The sequence below is a fragment of the Winogradskyella sp. UBA3174 genome (assembly GCF_002364335.1).
Classification (GTDB): domain Bacteria; phylum Bacteroidota; class Bacteroidia; order Flavobacteriales; family Flavobacteriaceae; genus Winogradskyella.
The window spans coordinates 99,819-118,331 of the sequence record NZ_DEXW01000004.1 but is presented as its reverse complement, the minus strand read 5'-3'; the positions used below and the strand labels follow the sequence as shown (position 1 = coordinate 118,331).

Sequence of the window (18,513 nt, the reverse complement as noted above, 5' to 3'; positions counted from 1 at the left end):
ATACTCCATGAACTTTACATTGACTATTAGATGCTAAACTTTCACAATTCACACAACTGTTTCCTATTCTGATAGACATAATTTTGCTTTTTTTAATTAATATTAATTAAACTTAAGAGTTATAGTCTTTAGAACAAATACAAATAACTGATTACGAGCTATTTGTATTTAGACTGTTTTAAAATAGAACAAAATACTAAAGCATAAGTATTGGATTATTAATACATTATATGTCAAGTAGACTTATAATTTTAGCCCATTTGTCCTATATCGATCTTCTTAAGAATTTTAATTTTGCCCCTATTAATTCAAGAAACAAAAACAAGATGAGTACGACGTTTTTAATTATTAGCCGAACTGGTTTGATAGGAAAAACCATTCATAATATGTTTTCCAAAAGAGGTCCACAGTTAAAAATCCTTATTGGGACGCGACAAAAAGATATGATTCCAAATCATATTCAGATAGATGTAAATAACTTAGAAACGTTTGAATCCTTGAAAAAACATTCTATAAACGTAATGATTGTTTGTACAAAAGACGCAAATAATCATGTTTTGAATTACGCAGTAAAGCATAAAATTGATCATATTGATATTACAAAACCTTCAAATAAATCAATAACAATCAACTAATTTATAATGAAAATACCCCATTCAGTCGAGGGTCACCCTAACAAGCACCCTCTATACTTTATAAATAAAATACATTAACCCTACCCTACTTTACATATGTAAGACCTTGGCAAACATTAGTATCATTAAGGTACATTGATTACAAAATAAAATAGAGCAAAAAGACCTTATAAAAAAGTAGGGTTTTTTTTTATTTTAAAAGAGTTAGCTAATTGTCTAAAATCAAATATTATAAAATAAACCCAGCGGCAGAGACACTTAACGTTTGAGCGACTTCTATAGGTGAAATGTTACCCAAATAATTAGGCGATCTATGATTATTTTAGCCATACATATCTGTGTTTGTTCTCTTCCTCAAACTCCTTGAGCCATTTTAATTCATTACCGTCCATGCTCTTATATTTGGAACACAACCTACAAAAGGCAACCACACTAACACCATGCTCTCGGCTGATCTGGCCAACACTCTTCCCGTTGTCGGACCTCATTAGTCCCTTTGAAATTTGTTGTGACGTAAATTTACTCTTTCTCATAATACGATTTAAAATTAAGTTAATCATTCTACTTTTAAACGGTTCGATTTAAAGGATGCTTACGAAACGATAATACAACCTGAATTTAATTTGGAAGATTACAAAAACGACACCACAACAGGGTTATTAATTAATTACTTTAGAGAGTGCTTATCTGAAAAATTCCTTCAAAATTTTCTCTGGTTCGTATTTGTTTAATAATTTAGTTGTTTAACCAAACAAATAAGCATAGACTTCAGGTTAGCCTTTATTGTAAAATTTTCACCAATAAAATTAATTATAAATAAGAAAAAACGAAGCTGGAAATTTTGGACAGGTAGAACCGTTCTGCTGCTATTGGCCTTTGGAGGTCTATGGCTTATTAACCTTATTTGGTTTAAGCCATTTAAGATTAATCATTTCTATGAAAGACTATTTGTAGGATTAGCATTAAGCAGCCCAGAAACTACAACACAAATAGGAATTCCTGTTATTTATGATTGGTATAAGGATGAATTAGATGATATTTCTGATGCCAAACAATGGGAAAGCTTCAATAAAACAAAAGAAGATTACCAAACCTTATTGAGTTATGATTTTGATAAACAAATATCAAAAAATCAACTTAATACCAAAATTTTAAAATATTTCATTAATACAATTTTAGAAGGAGAGTCATTTTTTTACCATGGGTATCCCGTAAACCAAATGTTTGGGATACAAAGTGGTTTGCCAAGTATGATGGTAAGTGCACATAAGCTCAATGACGAAAGTGATATTGAAGCTTATATCTCGCACCTATCAAAATTTGATACTAAATTTTCGCAACTTATTGATAATCTTAAAAAAAGTGAATCCAAAGGAATTATGCTACCAAAGTTTATTAACCAGTTGGTATTGGACAAAATGAACGGGTTTATTGGTGTAAAACCTGATAGTTTATTGGAATCAAAAAATAATACATCTGCGGTAACATCAAATATTCTTTACACTAATTTTGATACCAAGGTGAACTTGTTAGAGGAGATTTCAGACGAAGAAAAAGCCAATTACAAAAACCAAGTGGCAGACGCTATTGTAAAAACCGTGTTTCCTGCTTATCAAAATCTTATAGATTATTTTGAAAAAATAAATTTAAAAGCGACCAATGATTCAGGTGTATGGAAATTTCCTAGTGGCGATGCCTATTATCGCTATAAACTAAAAGAAATGACTACTATTATTGAAGCTGAAGGCTATGCAGATTCGACAAAAACCATGGGTGAGATTTTTCAAAAATTAAATAAAGAAGAGCGTTTTTTATATCCTAATACCGATGAAGGTCGCCACATGATTCTCAAAGATTACGACAGTAAATTATCTGAAATTAGTAAAGGATTAGATGATGCCTTCAGCATAAAACCAAAAGCAGGTTTAGAGGTAAAACGCGTACCTGAATTTAAGGAAAAAGGCACAGCATTCGCTTATTATGATGGTCCGGCAATGGATGGGTCTCGAGGTGGTATTTTCTATGCTAATTTAAGAAATCCCGAAGAAACTGTTAAGTTTGGAATGAAAACCTTGGCTTATCACGAAGGCATTTCTGGTCATCACTTTCAAATAGCTATTCAAGGCGAATTAAAGGATGTTCCTACCTTCAGAACCCTTCCTCTTTTTACTGCTTACAGCGAAGGCTGGGCACTTTATGCTGAACGTTTGGCTTGGGGATTGGGTTTTTACGAAAATGATCCTTTTGGTAATCTAGGTCGATTACAGGCCGAAATGTTTAGGGCTGTCCGTTTGTAGATACTGGAATTCATCATAAGAAATGGACACGAGAAGAATCCATTGATTATATGGTTGAAAATACGGGGAATAACAGATCTGAAGTCACATCAGAAATAGAACGTTATATCGTTATGCCAGGCCAAGCTTGTGCGTACAAAATAGGAATGATGAAAATATTAGAACTAAGAGAAAAGGCAAAACAAGAACTTGGTAATACATTCGATTTACGAGAGTTTCACAACGTGGTTTTAAAAAATGGTGCTGTTCCTTTAGATATTTTAGAGGAAATTATTAATGGTTATATTAGCGACGCTCTAGAAAAGAGCAATTGCTAAACTAAAGAAACAAGTAATATAAAAATAACAAAGGCTAATACAGTATATAATTTATTTCTAGTACTCAGCAGCTTATGAAAATTCCGTTAGAATTTTATATGTGTGATTTGTTTACTAAATTAGTTATTAACTATACACATCATGTTAGCAATAATAGGTAAATGCTCACTTTTTAATATCAAATTAGAATTACTATATCTATGCTTTTAAATTCATACTCAATTCTAAATCCTCAAAAATGAACGAAACGTATAAACTCACTACTTTAATAATTGTTATGTTATTTTCTCATTTAATAACACAAGCACAATTTATTACATTCGAACATGATGGTATTGACCGTCAATATTTATACTATGAACCTACAAATTTAAATGAGAATATGCCTTTAGTATTTGTTATGCACGGCTATACTGGTGATGCTAATAGTATGAAAAATTATTCTGAAATGAATCAAATTGCCGATCAATACGGTTTTGCAGTTTGTTATCCTAGAGGGACTTTCGATTCGGGTGGAAATCGATTCTGGAATGTCGGATATGCGTTCCATCAAACTGAAACAGTAAATGATGTTGGTTTTTTAACAGAATTAGCTGAATACCTTCAAATAACCCATAATTTGAATCCTGATTATACTTTTGCAACTGGCTTTTCTAATGGGGGAGAAATGTGTTACATGCTAGCTTGTCAATCCTATAACACGTTTAAAGCAGTGGCACCTGTAGCAGGAATGATTCTACAAGATATTTTAAATGACTGTGATAATAGTCCACCAATTCCTTTGTTTGAAATACATGGCTCTCAAGATAACGTAACACCGTTATCAGGAGATCCAAATAATAATGATGGATGGGGAGCTTACCCAAGTATACCCTCTACAATAAATTATTTTGTGGAAAAAAATGAATGTATACCAACCAATACTGAAACATTACCAAATATCGATAACTCTGATGGAAGCTTTGTTAATAGTGAAAAGTATTTAAATGGTATTAATAATAACGAAGTATGGTATTATGAAGTAGTAGGTGGTGGACATGATTGGCCTGGAGCTTGGGGAAATATGGATATTAATGCTGGTGAAGAAGCCTGGCTATTTTTTCAAAATCATATAGATAATACACTATCACTTCCAAATTTAGAAGATCTACAAAATACCATTCGTATTTTTCCAAATCCTACAAATAATGTAATTAATATAGAAACTAGTAATCCTTTGGAAATTAAAGAGATAATTATTTGCAATACTTTAGGAGTAAATTTAAACTTAAAACCAACTAATAGACTCATAGACCTAACTAATTTAAATACAGGCGTTTATTTATTAAGTATTACAACTTCTAAAGGCACAATAACAAAAAAAGTTGTAAAAAATTAAACTTATTTAAATGCAACATCACTAATGCTTTTTACAAATGCATTGGGCTTATCAAATATTAAATTTGTAAATACTATCGCTAACACAGTGTATAATCACTTGACAAAGCAATTAATTATACACTGTGTTGGCAATAATTAGGTGCGTTAAAGGCACATCGTTTACACTTTTTAAAGACTAATTTTCTGAGTAAAATCAGAAATTATGCCTTATAAAGAAAGGACAACTATGGAACAAAAAGTAGAATTCATCTGTGAATGGAGAACCCAAAAGTATTCGATTACAGAATTATGCAAGGCATTTAAAATTTCTCACCACACTTCATACAAATTCATTCCTAGGTTTGAAAAAGAAAGAATTAAAGGCTTAAAAGAGTAGTAGAAAGCACCTCAAATGCATCCGAATAGCACTAAGCAAGACGTCGTAAAAACATTCTAAAACTCAAAGAAAAAGACAAACTCTAAGGCGCAAAAAAAATTAGGAAATTGTTGTTTAACGTTTGTGTTGAAAACGATATTCCAAGTGTGGTTACGGTTCATAATATATTATATAAAAAGTTTAGTTATACCTCAAAAACGCTGTAAAAGAGTCAAGCCTCTATTCCCTATTTTTGACCCTAAACACTGTAATAAAGTATGGATTGCTGATTACAAAGGAAAGTTCTTAATGGGTATAAAATCTATTATCATCCACTCACAATTGCGGACTCAAAAAGTAGATTTGTATGCTCGGTAAAAGGACATTATAAAGAAACTCTAAAGAACGTTAAAGCAGAGTTTACAAAGGCCTTTAGAACATATGGTATACCAAAACAAATACACACAGATAACGGAAGTCCATTTGGATCTGCAAGAGCAATTCAGCGTTTTACCTAACTATCTTATTGGTTTATTAAACTCGGAATTATGCTTATTTTTTCAGACCCAAGAGACCCAGAACAAAATGGAAGACACAAACAAATGCATCGTGATTTAAAGACTGCTTGTGTAAGCCTTCAGCTTATGGTTTAAAAGCACAACAAAGGCGTTTAAATCACTTTGTAAAAGAAGGTAACCACATACGTACACATGAAACTTTAGAGATGGAAACACCCACTTCTGTGCATCCGTTTTCTACACTTCCTTTTCATGAAAGAATTAAACTATGTGATTATAATTTAAAATAATGAAAATGACACAAAACGGTGCGGTGAGATGGAAGTCAAAACATTGGGTCTATTTAAGCATTGCTCTTAAAGGAAAATATGTGGGTGTTGAGGAATTAGGAAATGGCATTCGGAGCGTATTTTATTATAATGTATTTTTAGGTTACTTTGATGATATGAACATTAGAAATAAACAAATATTAATAAGGCTTAGTCAAAATTTAGTCTATAGTCTAATCTTTAACTTGTCTAAACTATGTTCCTTAACCCACATAAAAACCACTGCTGATAATTCAAATTATGCTTGCAAAATTAAACTACTCATCAATTTTTAAGTCTTAATAAAGAAAATGACATCTTATTTAATTCTAATAATATTAATATTTTCGATCAGTTGTAAAAAAAAAGATACAATTGATTTTGTAGAGCAAACATCTTATGAAATTAACGAAAACGAACACATCAAAACTTTTTAACTCCAAACTATTACAATTCTAATGAAAATGATTTGAGAGATGAAATTAATAAGTTTATTCACTTTGCAAGACTGGAAGGCTATCAACATCCGCTTCAAAATTCAAACTGAGATATTGCACCTTATTCAATCAACAGAGAGTTTGGAACTGGAATTGGAATGGGTGGAACATCGCAACACCATCCAGCGATAGATTTACATCCTGATAATTCATCAAGCATTAATATTTGTGCTGCTCACGAAGGAATCATAAACACATACATTGATAGCCCTAAATATCGACACTACTTAACGATTACTAAAGAAATTAAAGACTCCGAAAATAACAGTATTGGAAAGTTAATTACCCTATATGCGCATATCGATTTAGATTTGGACGAAAACCAATCAATACAATTGAATGAAACATATATAAATAAAGGAGACCTTATTTCTAAAAATTTATATTCTGGTACTATGGGAGGTCCACACCTCCATTTTGAAATTAGATTTTATAGAAATTCTGAAATAGAAAATGAAGATTTTTATAATTGGCAAAATAATGGAGATTATACAACTCAATCATCTGGAAATTGGTCGTATGGTTATTGGAATCCTAATATTGGTTATGGTTTTGGAAACCCAATAAATTTTGAAATAGTATAAAATACTTATGCTAACACCGTATAAAATTAATTGCAGGCAGATCGCTTATTTACGAAAGTCCAGATGGACTTTCTTTGTTAGTAATTTTATTTATTAAATTAGTTGCTTAACCACGCAACTAAACATACACATTATGTTCTAGTGCATTATGACCCGTCCTGAATAAAGGCTACATAATTTAGCACTTTACTTTTTCAAGTATCTAAAGGAATAACTATGAAAAACCCATTATCAGATAAATACTCGGAAAAGGACAACCTACTTCTTGTGGACAAAGTGCTTAACGGAGATTCTAAAGCTCTTGACAAGCTTGTAGATATTCACCAAGCCTTCATTTACAATGTAGCATGGAAAATGACACACAGTAATGAAGATGCACTTGACTTAACTCAGGAAGTCCTTATAAAAGTAATCACCAAGTTGTCGACCTTTAAAAAGAAAAGTGCCTTCAGAACCTGGTTGTATCGCATTGTGTTTAATGAGTTTTTACGATCAAAGAGAAAAGCGAAGGAAGAAGCGTTCCCTAGCTTCGAAGAGCATGATAGACAGTTAAATGCTGTTCCAGATCCAGAATTGACACCTGCAGAGGAGCTTGAATTAAATGACTACACTAGAGAGGTTAAATTTAGATGCACCTCTGCAATGCTTATCTGCTTAGACAGAGAGCAAAGACTAATCTACTTGTTGGGAGAGTCTTTTGGTATTAATCATAACTTAGGTGCTGAAATTTTTAGTATTTCACCCCAAAACTTCAGAGTAAAACTGAGCAGAGCAAGAAAAGAACTGCACAATTACATGGAATACAGATGCGGCCTCATCAATAAGGCAAACCCATGTAGATGTGTTAAAAAAGCAAAAAGCGCATTAAAAATGGGCGTATTAAACGAGAACAACATGATTTTAAAACCATCCTACACGAAACAAATAGGTGATTTTGTTTCAGAAAATCAAGATGAAATGATAGAGGTACTAGACCAGAAGTACGTGGAGATTTTTAGAGATCACCCTAGTAAATCAGAATTCGATGCTGAAACCGTTATTAACAAAATAGTTAATGATCAGACAATTAAAAACCTGTTTAATATATAATGTTATTACTGCATTAACTCCTATTTATTACTAGAGATCACAATTTGTGATCTCTTTTTTTGTGTTTTTCTGTAACACCTGTATATCTCATGCATCTAAACTTTAGAAGGCAATACAAATTATTGCTAATTAAATCGTATAAATGAATATTAGAACAGAAGTAATTATACAAAAAAAGGCTAATGATATTTGGCAAGTTATAGGCATTCAATTTGATAAAATTCATGCTTGGGCAAGCTTTTTTAAAGATTCAAAACCCTCTGGTGAAAACAAATTTGATGGAATTAATTTTTCAGCTAGAGATACTGTAGTTGAGGGAGGTACAAATACACATTCACTTGATTTATTTGATTCTGAACACTATATTTTATCCTATACAGTAACCGCAGGAGCTCCTCCTTTTGCTAATAAAGCTGGAGCAGAATGGGCTCTCGAAATCATTGACGAAAATACAAGCAAAGCGTCCATTACTGTCAAGCTGGAATTAAAAGAGGGTATTACTGAAGAGAAAGTATCAGAAGTTAAAAGCTGGCTACATAAATCTTCGAATGACATGCTGGAAGATTTAAAACATTATGTTGAAACTGGAAATTTGTATCCTCGAAAACACAATGCGTAATTAAAATTAGTGCTAAAAATATCACCAAATTAAAGGAACAAAATTCAAAATAGTATGATCAAGTTTACAAAAAAAGCAATAGTTAATGCCGATGCCGATAAGGTATGGGGAATATTTGCACATGGGTTTAATGATGCTTATAAATGGATGGCATCCGTAAATCATTCTTTCGCTAAAAATAATGGCGAATCATTTGAAGGATGTCAATCACAGGGGAGAGTTTGCGAACTAAGTTCAGACGGAAAAGGTATAAAGGCTTCGGAGCAGTTCTTAGCATATAGTGAAGAGAATAAAAAGGCAACTGTTAGGATTGATTTTCTCAATACTCCTTTCTTCTTTCCTGTTAAATTTAACACACTTGATTTCTCATTGAAAAATATAGATGGAGGTACATCTGAAATGACGTGGAAATTCCGTTCGGATATTAAGCCCTTAGGATTTATACTTTGGCCTCTTCTTAGAATAGGATTTGGAAACTTTATAGGAGATATTATGGAGGAGTTACAGTTTTATATTGAGAATGGCACTCCTCATCCTAGAAAAATTAAGGCGATGAAAAAGCTATCGAAATAAGAAGAAAAGCTAAATAAACAACAGGGAAAATTTGGCTTCTAAAAGTTAAAAAAGTCCAATACTCAAGATTAGACTTTTTTTGATAGTATAAACTATTTTTAGACATGACACCCAAAGTCATATCTATCTCATTTTAAAATAGTTAATTTTGTTTCAGAAATAACTAAACATTCCTAACATAAAACTAGTTGTTTTTTTAAAGAGAGAAGACAAGACCTTAAATAGTAATTCATCTCTTTATTAATGATAGATTGGTTAATAGCACGTTTACTTATCTCTTTTAAGATTTGGTAAGAAAAAGAGTGTCCTGTTTTTTGTTGCCATAGTATAAACGCAGATTGTAACGAGAATTTTTTCTATATCATTGGAGCTGTTCTTAAGTTTTACCGAGACACTCCATTGAACAATTATTTATATGCCCTCTTAACATCTAGATACGATTCACACTATATGAGGGAACAGTTAGTTGTAAAAACTGTATGGAAGGATAATGCTATAAAAGACGAATTTCAACTTTTAGATGCACCTCGTTTAGTTGAGGGTACGTTTGATAAATTCCTTAACATAAGTAACTGATTTTTTACTTATTTGAAAACTGATTCTAACAATAGTATATTCATTATTATTTTTAAGTTGATTTACTATCTCTTCAAAGATTGAAAAATAAAAATTTCACACCTTAAAGATTACACTTAGTCCTAGTCCATCTAGACATAAAATTCTAAATTTTTCATTTTTTTCTGTAATCTTTAAGTTTTATCTTCGACGAACTAATTTTGATTTTAAAATATTTACAACATTATGGCTAAGAATTATTACGATGCTGCAGATCTTAGAAAATTTGGGGAAATCACAGAATGGAACGAAGAGCTTGGTAATAAATTTTTTGATTACTACGGAAAAGTTTTTGAAGAAGGAGCGCTCACTGCTCGCGAAAAGTCGCTTATCGCACTAGCTGTAGCCCATACAGAACAATGCCCATACTGCATAGATGCATATACTAAAGACACCCTTCAACGCGGTGTAACAAAAGAAGAAATGATGGAAGCCATACATGTTGGTGCTGCAATTAAAAGTGGAGCAACACTTGTACATGGTGTTCAGATGATGAATAAAGTAAATAAACTCGACGGATAGTATAAAAAATCCGGCTCATTTATTACGAAAGAACTTATATATTTAGACAACTTATTAATGGCAACAAAGTCCCTTAAAAAATCAGGAAGCGAATTAGCGCAAAGCAATAAGCAACTAGAAATACTCTCTAACGGTATTTTCAAAAATGGTGAATTACCAACCTTTAAAGCTAAAATTTCAGAAACCAGTCAGTTTCCTTTAATAGCAAATAAATTAGAGATTTTACAAATTAATGTTGGGTATATGTGTAACCAAGTTTGTGAACATTGCCATGTTGATGCTGGACCAGACCGTAAAGAAATTATGACGCGAGACACCATGCGTCAATGTTTAGAAGTGATTAAAACTTCTGGCGCACACACTTTAGATCTAACTGGTGGTGCACCAGAAATGAATCCGGATTTTAGATGGTTTGTAGAAGAGGCATCTAAAGTTGGTATTAAAGATTTTATTGTGCGTTCTAACCTCACAATTATACGCGCAAATAAAAAATACTACGATTTACCAGAGTTCTTTAAAAAACACAATGTTCATGTCGTAAGCTCTATGCCGCACTGGACAAGAGGCAAAACAGACAAGCAGCGTGGTGAAGGCGTTTTTGATATGTCCATTAAAGCCTTAAAAGAACTTAATGCCGTTGGTTACGGAATGCCAGATAGTGATCTAAGATTAGATTTGGTTTACAATCCTTCTGGAGCGTTTTTACCTGGAGACCAAGCCGCTATGGAAAAAGATTTTAAAAAGGCTTTATCAGAAGATTTTGATATTCAATTTCACAATCTATTTGCTATTACTAATTTACCAATTGCGCGTTTCTTAGATTATTTAATTGCTTCCGAAAATTACGAAGATTATATGTATGCCTTGGTAGAAGCATATAATCCTGCAGCTGTAGCAAACGTAATGTGTACAAACACATTATCAATAAGTTGGGATGGCTATTTATTTGATTGCGATTTTAACCAAATGTTAGAGTTACCAGTTAACAGCAAATCTAAACATATTTCAGAATTTAACGAGGAATTATTAGAAGGTCGTAAGATCGTCATTTCACAACATTGTTATGGCTGTACTGCAGGAGCAGGAAGTAGTTGCCAAGGTAGTGTCGCCTAAAAAGTCCCTTGAATTAACCAAATGGGGAAACTCAATTTATGAAAAATAAAATTCTATACACATTACTATTTCTTTTGAACATTAGTTTCGCTCAAGAAAGTGTTTCAGAATTATTAAAAAAATACAATTCTGAAAGTATTCCGTATATAACAGTACAAGAATTAGCTATGCCAAAAACTAAAGCTATTTTGTTAGATTCGAGAGAAATCATAGAGTTTGAAACGAGTCATTTAAAAGATGCTATTTATGTTGGTTATGATAATTTCAATATCAAAAGAATCACAAATCAAATCACAGATAAATCTACAACTATAGTCGTTTACTGTTCTTTAGGCATTCGTTCTGAGGATATTGCCGAACAACTCAAAAAGGCGAATTACACTAACGTTTACAATCTATTTGGTGGAATTTTTGAATGGAAAAATAACGGCTATGCAGTCTATAACTCTGAAAACAAAGAGACAGATAAAGTACATGCGTTTTCTAAAAAATGGAGTAAATGGCTGAAAAAAGGCGAAAAAATTTACACTAAAGACGGGTTGAAAAATGACTAAAAAAGCCTTAATCATCTTTACTAGAAATCCTGAATTAGGAAAATGCAAAACACGATTAGCAAAAACAGTTGGAGACGAATCTGCATTAAATATTTATAAATACTTACTTCAGCATACTGCTGATATTGCTAAAAAAGTGAACGCTGCTCGTTATGTGTTTTATTCTCAAAACATAAATATTAAAGATATTTGGAGTTCTGACTTATTTAACAAAAAGCTTCAAAAAGGTGAGGACTTAGGACTACGAATGTATAATGCCTTTTTAGAATTATTAGATCATGGTTATGAAAAAGTTATAATTATAGGAAGTGACCTCTTAGACTTAAACGAAACAATTATAGAGCAAGCATTTGATGAATTAAGTTTGAATGATGTAGTTATTGGCCCAGCTGATGATGGTGGCTACTATCTTTTAGGAATGAAAACGATGCACCAACAACTCTTTAAAAATAAAGATTGGGGAACCGATACAGTGCGAAAAGCAACGCTAAATAACTTAAAAAATAGTAGTGTATCTTTATTAGACAACCTAAATGATATTGATACCTTTGAGGATATGAAGCATTATAAAACGCTCAAACAATTTTATAATTAAGATGATTAAATTTATAACAGAAAGCACAGAATATTTACAAGCCAAAGGTTTTGAGAATCCTGAAGTGGGCATTATTTTAGGAACCGGCTTAGGGCAATTAGTTGACGAAATAGATATTATAGCAGAAGCTAGCTACAATCATATCCCTAATTTCCCAACCGCAACTGTAGAGTTTCATAAAGGCAAACTCATTTACGGAGAATTGGGTGGTAAAAAAGTGGTTGTAATGCAAGGGCGTTTTCATATTTACGAAGGTTATACATTACAAGATGTAACTTTTCCTGTAAGAATTATGGAAAAATTGGGTATAAAAACACTTTTAGTTTCTAATGCTTCTGGCGCTATTAATCTCAACTTTAAAAAAGGAGAATTAATGCTTATTGATGATCATATTAATCTACAAGGTGGTTCTCCGCTAGCATTTAAAGGAGTTTCAGAATTAGGTGAGCGATTTACAGACATGAGTGCTCCATATGATGCTGCAATCAACTCTAAATTTGAAACCATTGCCAAAGACAATAATATAAAATTACATAAAGGCGTTTACGCTAGTGTTGTTGGACCACAATTAGAAACACGAGCAGAATATAGAATGCTGAAAATTATTGGATCTGATGCTGTTGGGATGAGTACAGTGCCAGAAATTATAGTAGCTAACCATTTAGGCTTAAAAGCTGCAGCTGTTTCTGTTTTAACGGACGAATGTGATCCCAGCAATTTAAAACCTGTAGATATAAGCGAAATTATCGCCATGGCTGGCAAAGCAGAACCCGACATGATTACATTATTTAAAGAATTAATAAAAACGTTATAGATAGTAAATAGTCGCAGTTTTCAGTTAAACTGATACTCTCTGCAAACTGCGATTGCAAACTAAAGACTAAAAAGAAATGAGTTACTTAGAAGCAACAAACGATTTATATAAAGAAGCAGCACTAACTCCAGATGTTGGTTTGTGCTGTACTACAAATCCTATATGGGAATTACCAGGATTAAAAATTCCAAAAATCATGCAAGAGATGAACTACGGTTGTGGTTCTACAGTGCATGCTCGCGATTTAACAAATAATCCAAAAATGCTTTATGTTGGTGTTGGTGGAGGTATGGAATTATTACAATTCTCATACTTCAACAGGCAAAAAGGAGGTGTTGTTGGAATTGATGTGGTAGATGAAATGTTAGAAGCATCTCGAAAAAACTTTAAAGAAGCTGAAGCACAAAACGATTGGTTTAAATCTGAATTTGTTGATCTTGTAAAAGGTGATGCCTTAAACTTAAATGTTGAAGACAACTCTATTGATGTTGCTGCACAAAACTGTTTATTCAACATTTTTAAAGCTGAAGATTTAAAGAAAGCTATCGAAGAAATGTATCGCGTTTTAAAACCTCATGGCAAGCTAGTAATGAGTGACCCAACTTGTGAACAACCTATGAATGACGAGTTGCGAAATGACGATCGTCTTAGAGCACTTTGCCTAAGTGGTAGTTTACCAATTGCTGAATATGTAAAAGCGCTAACTGATGCTGGATTTGGTACTATTGAAATTAGAGCAAGAAAGCCTTACAGAATTTTAGATACAAAAAATTATCCGACAGATGAATTGATTTATATCGAATCTATTGAAGTTGCTGCTATAAAAGATCCAATGCCAGAAGATGGTCCTTGTGTTTTTACAGGGAAAGCAGCTATTTATTATGGTGATGAAGATTATTTTGATGATAAAGCTGGACACATATTATTAAAAAATCAACCTTTAGCAATTTGTGATAAAACTGCTGGAGCATTACAAACTTTAGGTAGAGATGATATTTATTTTAGCGAATCTACGTTTCACTATGATGGTGGAGGTTGTTGCTAGGCGATAATCGCCATTTGCTTATTTCACTCTAATGTGAAAACTATTTATGGAAAAATACATAGACATTATAAAAAACTCATATTCGGGATACTGGAACTATCTTCAATACGAGCTCATTGATCTTAATCATTGGGATAACTTTTTTTATGGTCTTATTGCTATTTCGCTTATCGTTTGGTTATTAGAGATACTATTTCCTTGGAGAAAAAAACAATCACTATTTAGAAAAGATTTTTGGTTAGATACCTTTTACATGTTCTTCAATTTCTTTATTCTAAATCTTATTATTCTTATTGCATTATCAAATACAGTTTCAGAATTCTTTAATGACATTTTAGGTGGTATTGGACTTTCACTCTCTAGTTTTCAATTATTTGATTCTACGCAACTCCCCAAATGGTTAGGACTGTTTATATTCTTTTTAGTCAATGATTTTGTGCAATGGAATACACATCGCTTATTACATCGTGTATCTTGGCTGTGGAATTTTCATAAAGTCCACCACTCCGTTAAGCAAATGGGTTTTGCTGCACATCTTCGCTATCATTGGATGGAACCTGTCGTTTATAACTCAATTAGATATATTCCTTTAGCGATTATTGCAAACTATAGCTCGCAAGATGTCGCCATTGTTTATTTCTTTAGTATTGCTATTGGTCATCTAAATCATGCTAATTTGGGTTGGGATTATGGCATTTTAAAATACGTCTTCAACAATCCTAAAATGCACATTTGGCATCATGCAAAAGAATTACCAAAACATGTAAGGCATGGTGTAAACTTTGGACTAACATTAAGTATTTGGGACTACATCTTTAAAACTAATTACATACCACATAGTGGTAGAGATATTGAATTAGGTTTTGAAGATGATGAAACGTTTCCTAAAGATTTTATAAGTCAGGAATTGTATCCTGTATTCTCTCGAAAGCTGGAGTCTCGTCAATAAAAATTACGCAAAATGAAACATTTTTTAGCTTTACTATTTGTTTTACTTATTACATCCTGTTTTGGAAATAAAGCGGTTTTTGAAAATCCGCCAAAACAAACTGAAGAAATTGCTATTATAGAAGACGTAATTGAAATCATTGAAACACCTTCTATTGCTGAACCACCTCAGCCACCAAAAGATAATGCTACAAAAATAAGTTTAGGTGAAGACGGAACACTAACTGATGACGGTATTTCAATAACTACAGAAATTATTTATGACGAAGCATTTGATCATTCTAGCTTCAATGATTTACTTAAGAAACATGTATCTCTATATGGTAATGTAGATTATAGCAGTTTTAAAAGTGACTCTAAAGTTTTACAAAGTTATATAACACTTCTCAAAACTTACCAACCTAATGATACTTGGTCAAAAAGCGACAAACTTGCCTACTGGATCAATTCCTATAACGCGTTAACCATAGATTTAATACTTCGCAATTACCCAACAGAAAGTATAAAAGACATTAAAGACCCTTGGGATCAACGTCTTTGGAAGTTTGGAGATAAATGGCAAAATCTTAATGATATTGAGCATGAAATACTCAGAAAAATGAATGAACCAAGAATTCATTTTGCTATTGTTTGTGCTTCTATTTCTTGTCCTAAACTTCAAAATAAAGCTTTTACAGCTTCAAATTTAGAAGAACAACTCACTAACGCAACAAAAGAATTTATAACAGACAAAACTAAAAATGAGCTTTCAAAAGACTATATAAAACTATCTAAGATATTTAAATGGTTTAAGAAAGATTTTGAACAAAACGGTAGTTTAATTGATTTTCTGAATCAATATGCTGATATTTCAATTTCGAGTAAAGCGAAAAAAAGTTTTATGGATTATAATTGGGATTTGAATGATTAATCTTCAACTTGTTACACTGAACTTGTTTTAAAATCGCATTACGTTATAGATGCTGAAATAAATTCAGCATAAAAAATATGAAGCACAAGATTTCTATCATTATTCCCGTTTTAAATGAGTCTGTAACTATAAAGGACTTACTGTTTCACTTAATAGATAATGCGTCGTTAGATTCAATTTCAGAAATTATAGTTGTAGATGGAGGAAGCACAGATGGAACTGAAAATATTGTCAAAACACTAGATTTAAACATCATTCTTTTAAATTCTGAAAAAGGCAGAGCAAAACAAATGAACTTAGGGGCTACCAAGGCAAAAGGTTCTGTTTTATATTTTCTACATGCAGATTCATTTCCACCAAATAGATACGATAAATTAATTATAAAGGAAGTCGAAAAAGGCAATAAAGCTGGTTGTTTTAGAATGCAATTTGATAGCAATCATTGGTGGTTAAAATTAGCAAGCTGGTTAACGCAATTTAGCTGGCGCGCATGCAGAGGCGGTGACCAAAGTCAGTTTATAACACAAGAACTTTTTGATACTATTGGTGGTTATGATGAAGATTATATTATTTATGAAGATAATATCTTAATCAATGAATTATATGTTCGAAACGAGTTTGTAGTTATTCAAGATAAAATTAAAACCTCAGCACGCTTGTATAAAAAGCATGGTGTTTGGAAATTGCAATACTACTTCTGGATGATTTATGTAAAGAGATGGTTTGGTGCTTCCGCAGATGAGTTATTTACTTATTATAAAAAACAGATTGACTAAAAATTAAGGCATAAAGAAAGCTGCCAAAAATGACAGCTTTCTTTATAGTATATTTTTAACTAAGAATTAGTCTGTTATTCTTACTAAACGAATTTCAAACTCATCTGTTTCTGTATTACCCTGAAAAACATCTACATCTCCACCCATAATGTTTAATAGAGTACCATCAAATAAAAGAACATCTGCAATAGAGTCAAAATCAAAAGTTATAGTTCTACTAGTATTATTTGTAGTGAAAGTACCATCACTATCAAATTGCTCAATTTCAATTTCTGTTTCTGGTGCCTGTCCTGCTATAGTTAATACATAAGTAACTCTATAATTACCAGAAGATGCATAAGTCCCATCTTCATTAAATGTAAAAGTAGCATTTGTAAAAGTATCAGTAGTAAAAGTCTCAGACTCAACCAGTACTGTACTTCCGTTAGATGCTTCTGTTGTAGTAGTGTAAGAACCTTCATAAAATACAATTTCATAAGTCCCAGCTAAATTAGCATTAGTAAGTTCTACAACTGGTGTAGTTACATCATCATCACTGCTGCATGCTGCAAAAGTTAATATAGCTGCAGTAAATAAAAAGAATTTTAAAATTTTCATATCGATTTGATTTTATTAATCCGCAAAGATATAAAACAACCTAATTGCTAGTTAATTTAATTTAATTTTTAAGACAGTATTAAAAGTTCTAAAACTATAACGTATTCTTGGATTATTACTAATTTTTGTTTCTACCTAGTTCATTTGGATACAAATCTTTCAAAATATCACTTTGAAAAATAGCTTTTGTATTTATATCAATTGCTGACAATCTCCCTGAAAAAGCAGCTCCCGTATCAATATTCCAAACATTAGCAGCATTCATTGGATGCATTTTAAAATAATTAGTAGTTGGAGTATGACCAATATAAATTTCTAAGTAATGCTTTAATCGTTTTGGGTATAATTTTGAGTCTTTTGCAATCCGTTTGTCCATAGTTAATGTCATTTCCCAAAGCGTGCGATCAAAATAAAACGTACGGAAATCATAATCTTTCTCGACTCCATGCATGGAAGTAAAACCAGCATGAATAAAGAGTCGTTTATCATCATCAATATGATACAAAGACATCGCTTCAAAAAAACGAAGATGCACTTTCTTTTGTTCTTCAGAAAAAGTTTGGTAACTCGCTACTGCTCCTTCTCCTCCATGTGCTAACCATATTGAATCTCCTTCATTTGTTCGCAACCAATCCTCACACCATGCATCGTGATTCCCTTTAATAAAAATGCAATCGTTTGTTTCTGAAAGCTGAATTAAATACTGAATAACCTGAGCAGACTCGCTCCAGCCGTCAACATAATCTCCGAGAAAAATTAATTGGTCAGTATTTGTTATTTTAAGTCTTTCTAAAAGTTGAACCAACCCTCTTAATCCTCCGTGAATATCTCCTACTGCAAATGTTCTCATAG

At 32.1% G+C, this 18,513-nt stretch carries 20 protein-coding genes and 1 pseudogene; 18 read left to right on the top strand and 3 right to left on the bottom strand.

Annotated features, from left to right (window positions below; all coding sequences use genetic code 11):
* Window positions 1–326 precede the first annotated feature (326 nt).
* Complete coding sequence (locus B2U95_RS00590) at window positions 327–635, top strand: hypothetical protein (RefSeq protein ID WP_296311281.1); 309 nt, start codon at window positions 327–329, stop codon at window positions 633–635.
* A gap of 317 nt (window positions 636–952) precedes the next feature.
* Here the strand turns inward: B2U95_RS00590 and B2U95_RS16245 are convergent, their stop codons facing one another.
* Window positions 953–1,168: a transposase gene (locus tag B2U95_RS16245; protein ID WP_414727651.1), complete on the bottom strand. Its 216-nt coding sequence runs from the start codon at window positions 1,166–1,168 to the stop codon at window positions 953–955.
* Window positions 1,169–1,504: 336 nt separating this feature from the next.
* Here B2U95_RS16245 and B2U95_RS00585 point away from each other — a divergent pair.
* The 17 genes and pseudogenes from B2U95_RS00585 to B2U95_RS00505 all read left to right on the top strand — a co-directional run bounded on the left by B2U95_RS00585 (window position 1,505) and on the right by B2U95_RS00505 (window position 17,064).
* A pseudogene (locus tag B2U95_RS00585) lies at window positions 1,505–3,249 on the top strand (DUF885 domain-containing protein).
* A gap of 238 nt (window positions 3,250–3,487) precedes the next feature.
* A complete protein-coding gene (locus B2U95_RS00580; protein WP_296311278.1) occupies window positions 3,488–4,627 on the top strand; it encodes a T9SS type A sorting domain-containing protein in 1,140 nt (379 codons plus the stop codon).
* A gap of 1,164 nt (window positions 4,628–5,791) precedes the next feature.
* Window positions 5,792–6,106, top strand: coding sequence for a hypothetical protein (locus B2U95_RS00575; protein ID WP_296311275.1), 315 nt, complete (start codon window positions 5,792–5,794; stop codon window positions 6,104–6,106).
* A 299-nt stretch (window positions 6,107–6,405) separates the two neighbouring features.
* Window positions 6,406–6,891: a peptidoglycan DD-metalloendopeptidase family protein gene (locus B2U95_RS00570; RefSeq protein ID WP_296311273.1), complete on the top strand. Its 486-nt coding sequence runs from the start codon at window positions 6,406–6,408 to the stop codon at window positions 6,889–6,891.
* A gap of 216 nt (window positions 6,892–7,107) precedes the next feature.
* Entirely contained in the window at window positions 7,108–7,980 is an 873-nt protein-coding gene (locus B2U95_RS00565) for an RNA polymerase sigma factor (protein WP_296311270.1), read from the top strand.
* A gap of 142 nt (window positions 7,981–8,122) precedes the next feature.
* Entirely contained in the window at window positions 8,123–8,599 is a 477-nt protein-coding gene (locus B2U95_RS00560; protein ID WP_296311267.1) for a hypothetical protein, read from the top strand.
* A 54-nt stretch (window positions 8,600–8,653) separates the two neighbouring features.
* Window positions 8,654–9,172, top strand: a complete 519-nt coding sequence (locus tag B2U95_RS00555) for an SRPBCC family protein (protein ID WP_296311265.1) — start codon at window positions 8,654–8,656, stop codon at window positions 9,170–9,172.
* A 450-nt stretch (window positions 9,173–9,622) separates the two neighbouring features.
* Window positions 9,623–9,748 carry a hypothetical protein gene (locus B2U95_RS00550; RefSeq protein WP_296311262.1) on the top strand — a complete coding sequence of 42 codons (126 nt, stop codon included), beginning with the start codon at window positions 9,623–9,625 and terminating at the stop codon, window positions 9,746–9,748.
* 225 nt (window positions 9,749–9,973) lie between these two features.
* Window positions 9,974–10,309, top strand: coding sequence for an arsenosugar biosynthesis-associated peroxidase-like protein (locus B2U95_RS00545; protein WP_296311259.1), 336 nt, complete (start codon window positions 9,974–9,976; stop codon window positions 10,307–10,309).
* A 57-nt stretch (window positions 10,310–10,366) separates the two neighbouring features.
* The gene (gene arsS / locus B2U95_RS00540) at window positions 10,367–11,422 is read left to right on the top strand and encodes an arsenosugar biosynthesis radical SAM (seleno)protein ArsS (RefSeq protein WP_296311257.1); all 1,056 of its coding nucleotides are present in this window, start codon (window positions 10,367–10,369) and stop codon (window positions 11,420–11,422) included.
* Window positions 11,423–11,460: 38 nt separating this feature from the next.
* The gene (locus B2U95_RS00535; protein ID WP_296311255.1) at window positions 11,461–11,976 is read left to right on the top strand and encodes a rhodanese-like domain-containing protein; all 516 of its coding nucleotides are present in this window, start codon (window positions 11,461–11,463) and stop codon (window positions 11,974–11,976) included.
* Window positions 11,969–12,571 carry a TIGR04282 family arsenosugar biosynthesis glycosyltransferase gene (locus B2U95_RS00530; protein ID WP_296311253.1) on the top strand — a complete coding sequence of 201 codons (603 nt, stop codon included), beginning with the start codon at window positions 11,969–11,971 and terminating at the stop codon, window positions 12,569–12,571. The genes B2U95_RS00535 and B2U95_RS00530 overlap by 8 nt, the downstream gene beginning before the upstream one ends.
* Window position 12,572: 1 nt before the next feature.
* Window positions 12,573–13,385, top strand: a complete 813-nt coding sequence (locus B2U95_RS00525) for a purine-nucleoside phosphorylase (protein ID WP_296311248.1) — start codon at window positions 12,573–12,575, stop codon at window positions 13,383–13,385.
* A 76-nt stretch (window positions 13,386–13,461) separates the two neighbouring features.
* Window positions 13,462–14,430, top strand: coding sequence for an arsenosugar biosynthesis arsenite methyltransferase ArsM (gene arsM, locus B2U95_RS00520; protein ID WP_296311245.1), 969 nt, complete (start codon window positions 13,462–13,464; stop codon window positions 14,428–14,430).
* Between the two features lie 46 nt (window positions 14,431–14,476).
* Entirely contained in the window at window positions 14,477–15,379 is a 903-nt protein-coding gene (locus B2U95_RS00515; protein ID WP_296311243.1) for a sterol desaturase family protein, read from the top strand.
* Between the two features lie 12 nt (window positions 15,380–15,391).
* Window positions 15,392–16,288: a DUF547 domain-containing protein gene (locus B2U95_RS00510; RefSeq protein WP_296311240.1), complete on the top strand. Its 897-nt coding sequence runs from the start codon at window positions 15,392–15,394 to the stop codon at window positions 16,286–16,288.
* A 77-nt stretch (window positions 16,289–16,365) separates the two neighbouring features.
* Window positions 16,366–17,064 carry a TIGR04283 family arsenosugar biosynthesis glycosyltransferase gene (locus tag B2U95_RS00505; protein WP_296311236.1) on the top strand — a complete coding sequence of 233 codons (699 nt, stop codon included), beginning with the start codon at window positions 16,366–16,368 and terminating at the stop codon, window positions 17,062–17,064.
* 66 nt (window positions 17,065–17,130) lie between these two features.
* Here the strand turns inward: B2U95_RS00505 and B2U95_RS00500 are convergent, their stop codons facing one another.
* Together B2U95_RS00500 and B2U95_RS00495 are read right to left on the bottom strand one after the other, a co-directional pair.
* A complete protein-coding gene (locus tag B2U95_RS00500; RefSeq protein ID WP_296311233.1) occupies window positions 17,131–17,661 on the bottom strand; it encodes a hypothetical protein in 531 nt (176 codons plus the stop codon).
* Between the two features lie 118 nt (window positions 17,662–17,779).
* Complete coding sequence (locus tag B2U95_RS00495) at window positions 17,780–18,511, bottom strand: metallophosphoesterase family protein (RefSeq protein WP_296311231.1); 732 nt, start codon at window positions 18,509–18,511, stop codon at window positions 17,780–17,782.
* Window positions 18,512–18,513 lie beyond the last annotated feature (2 nt).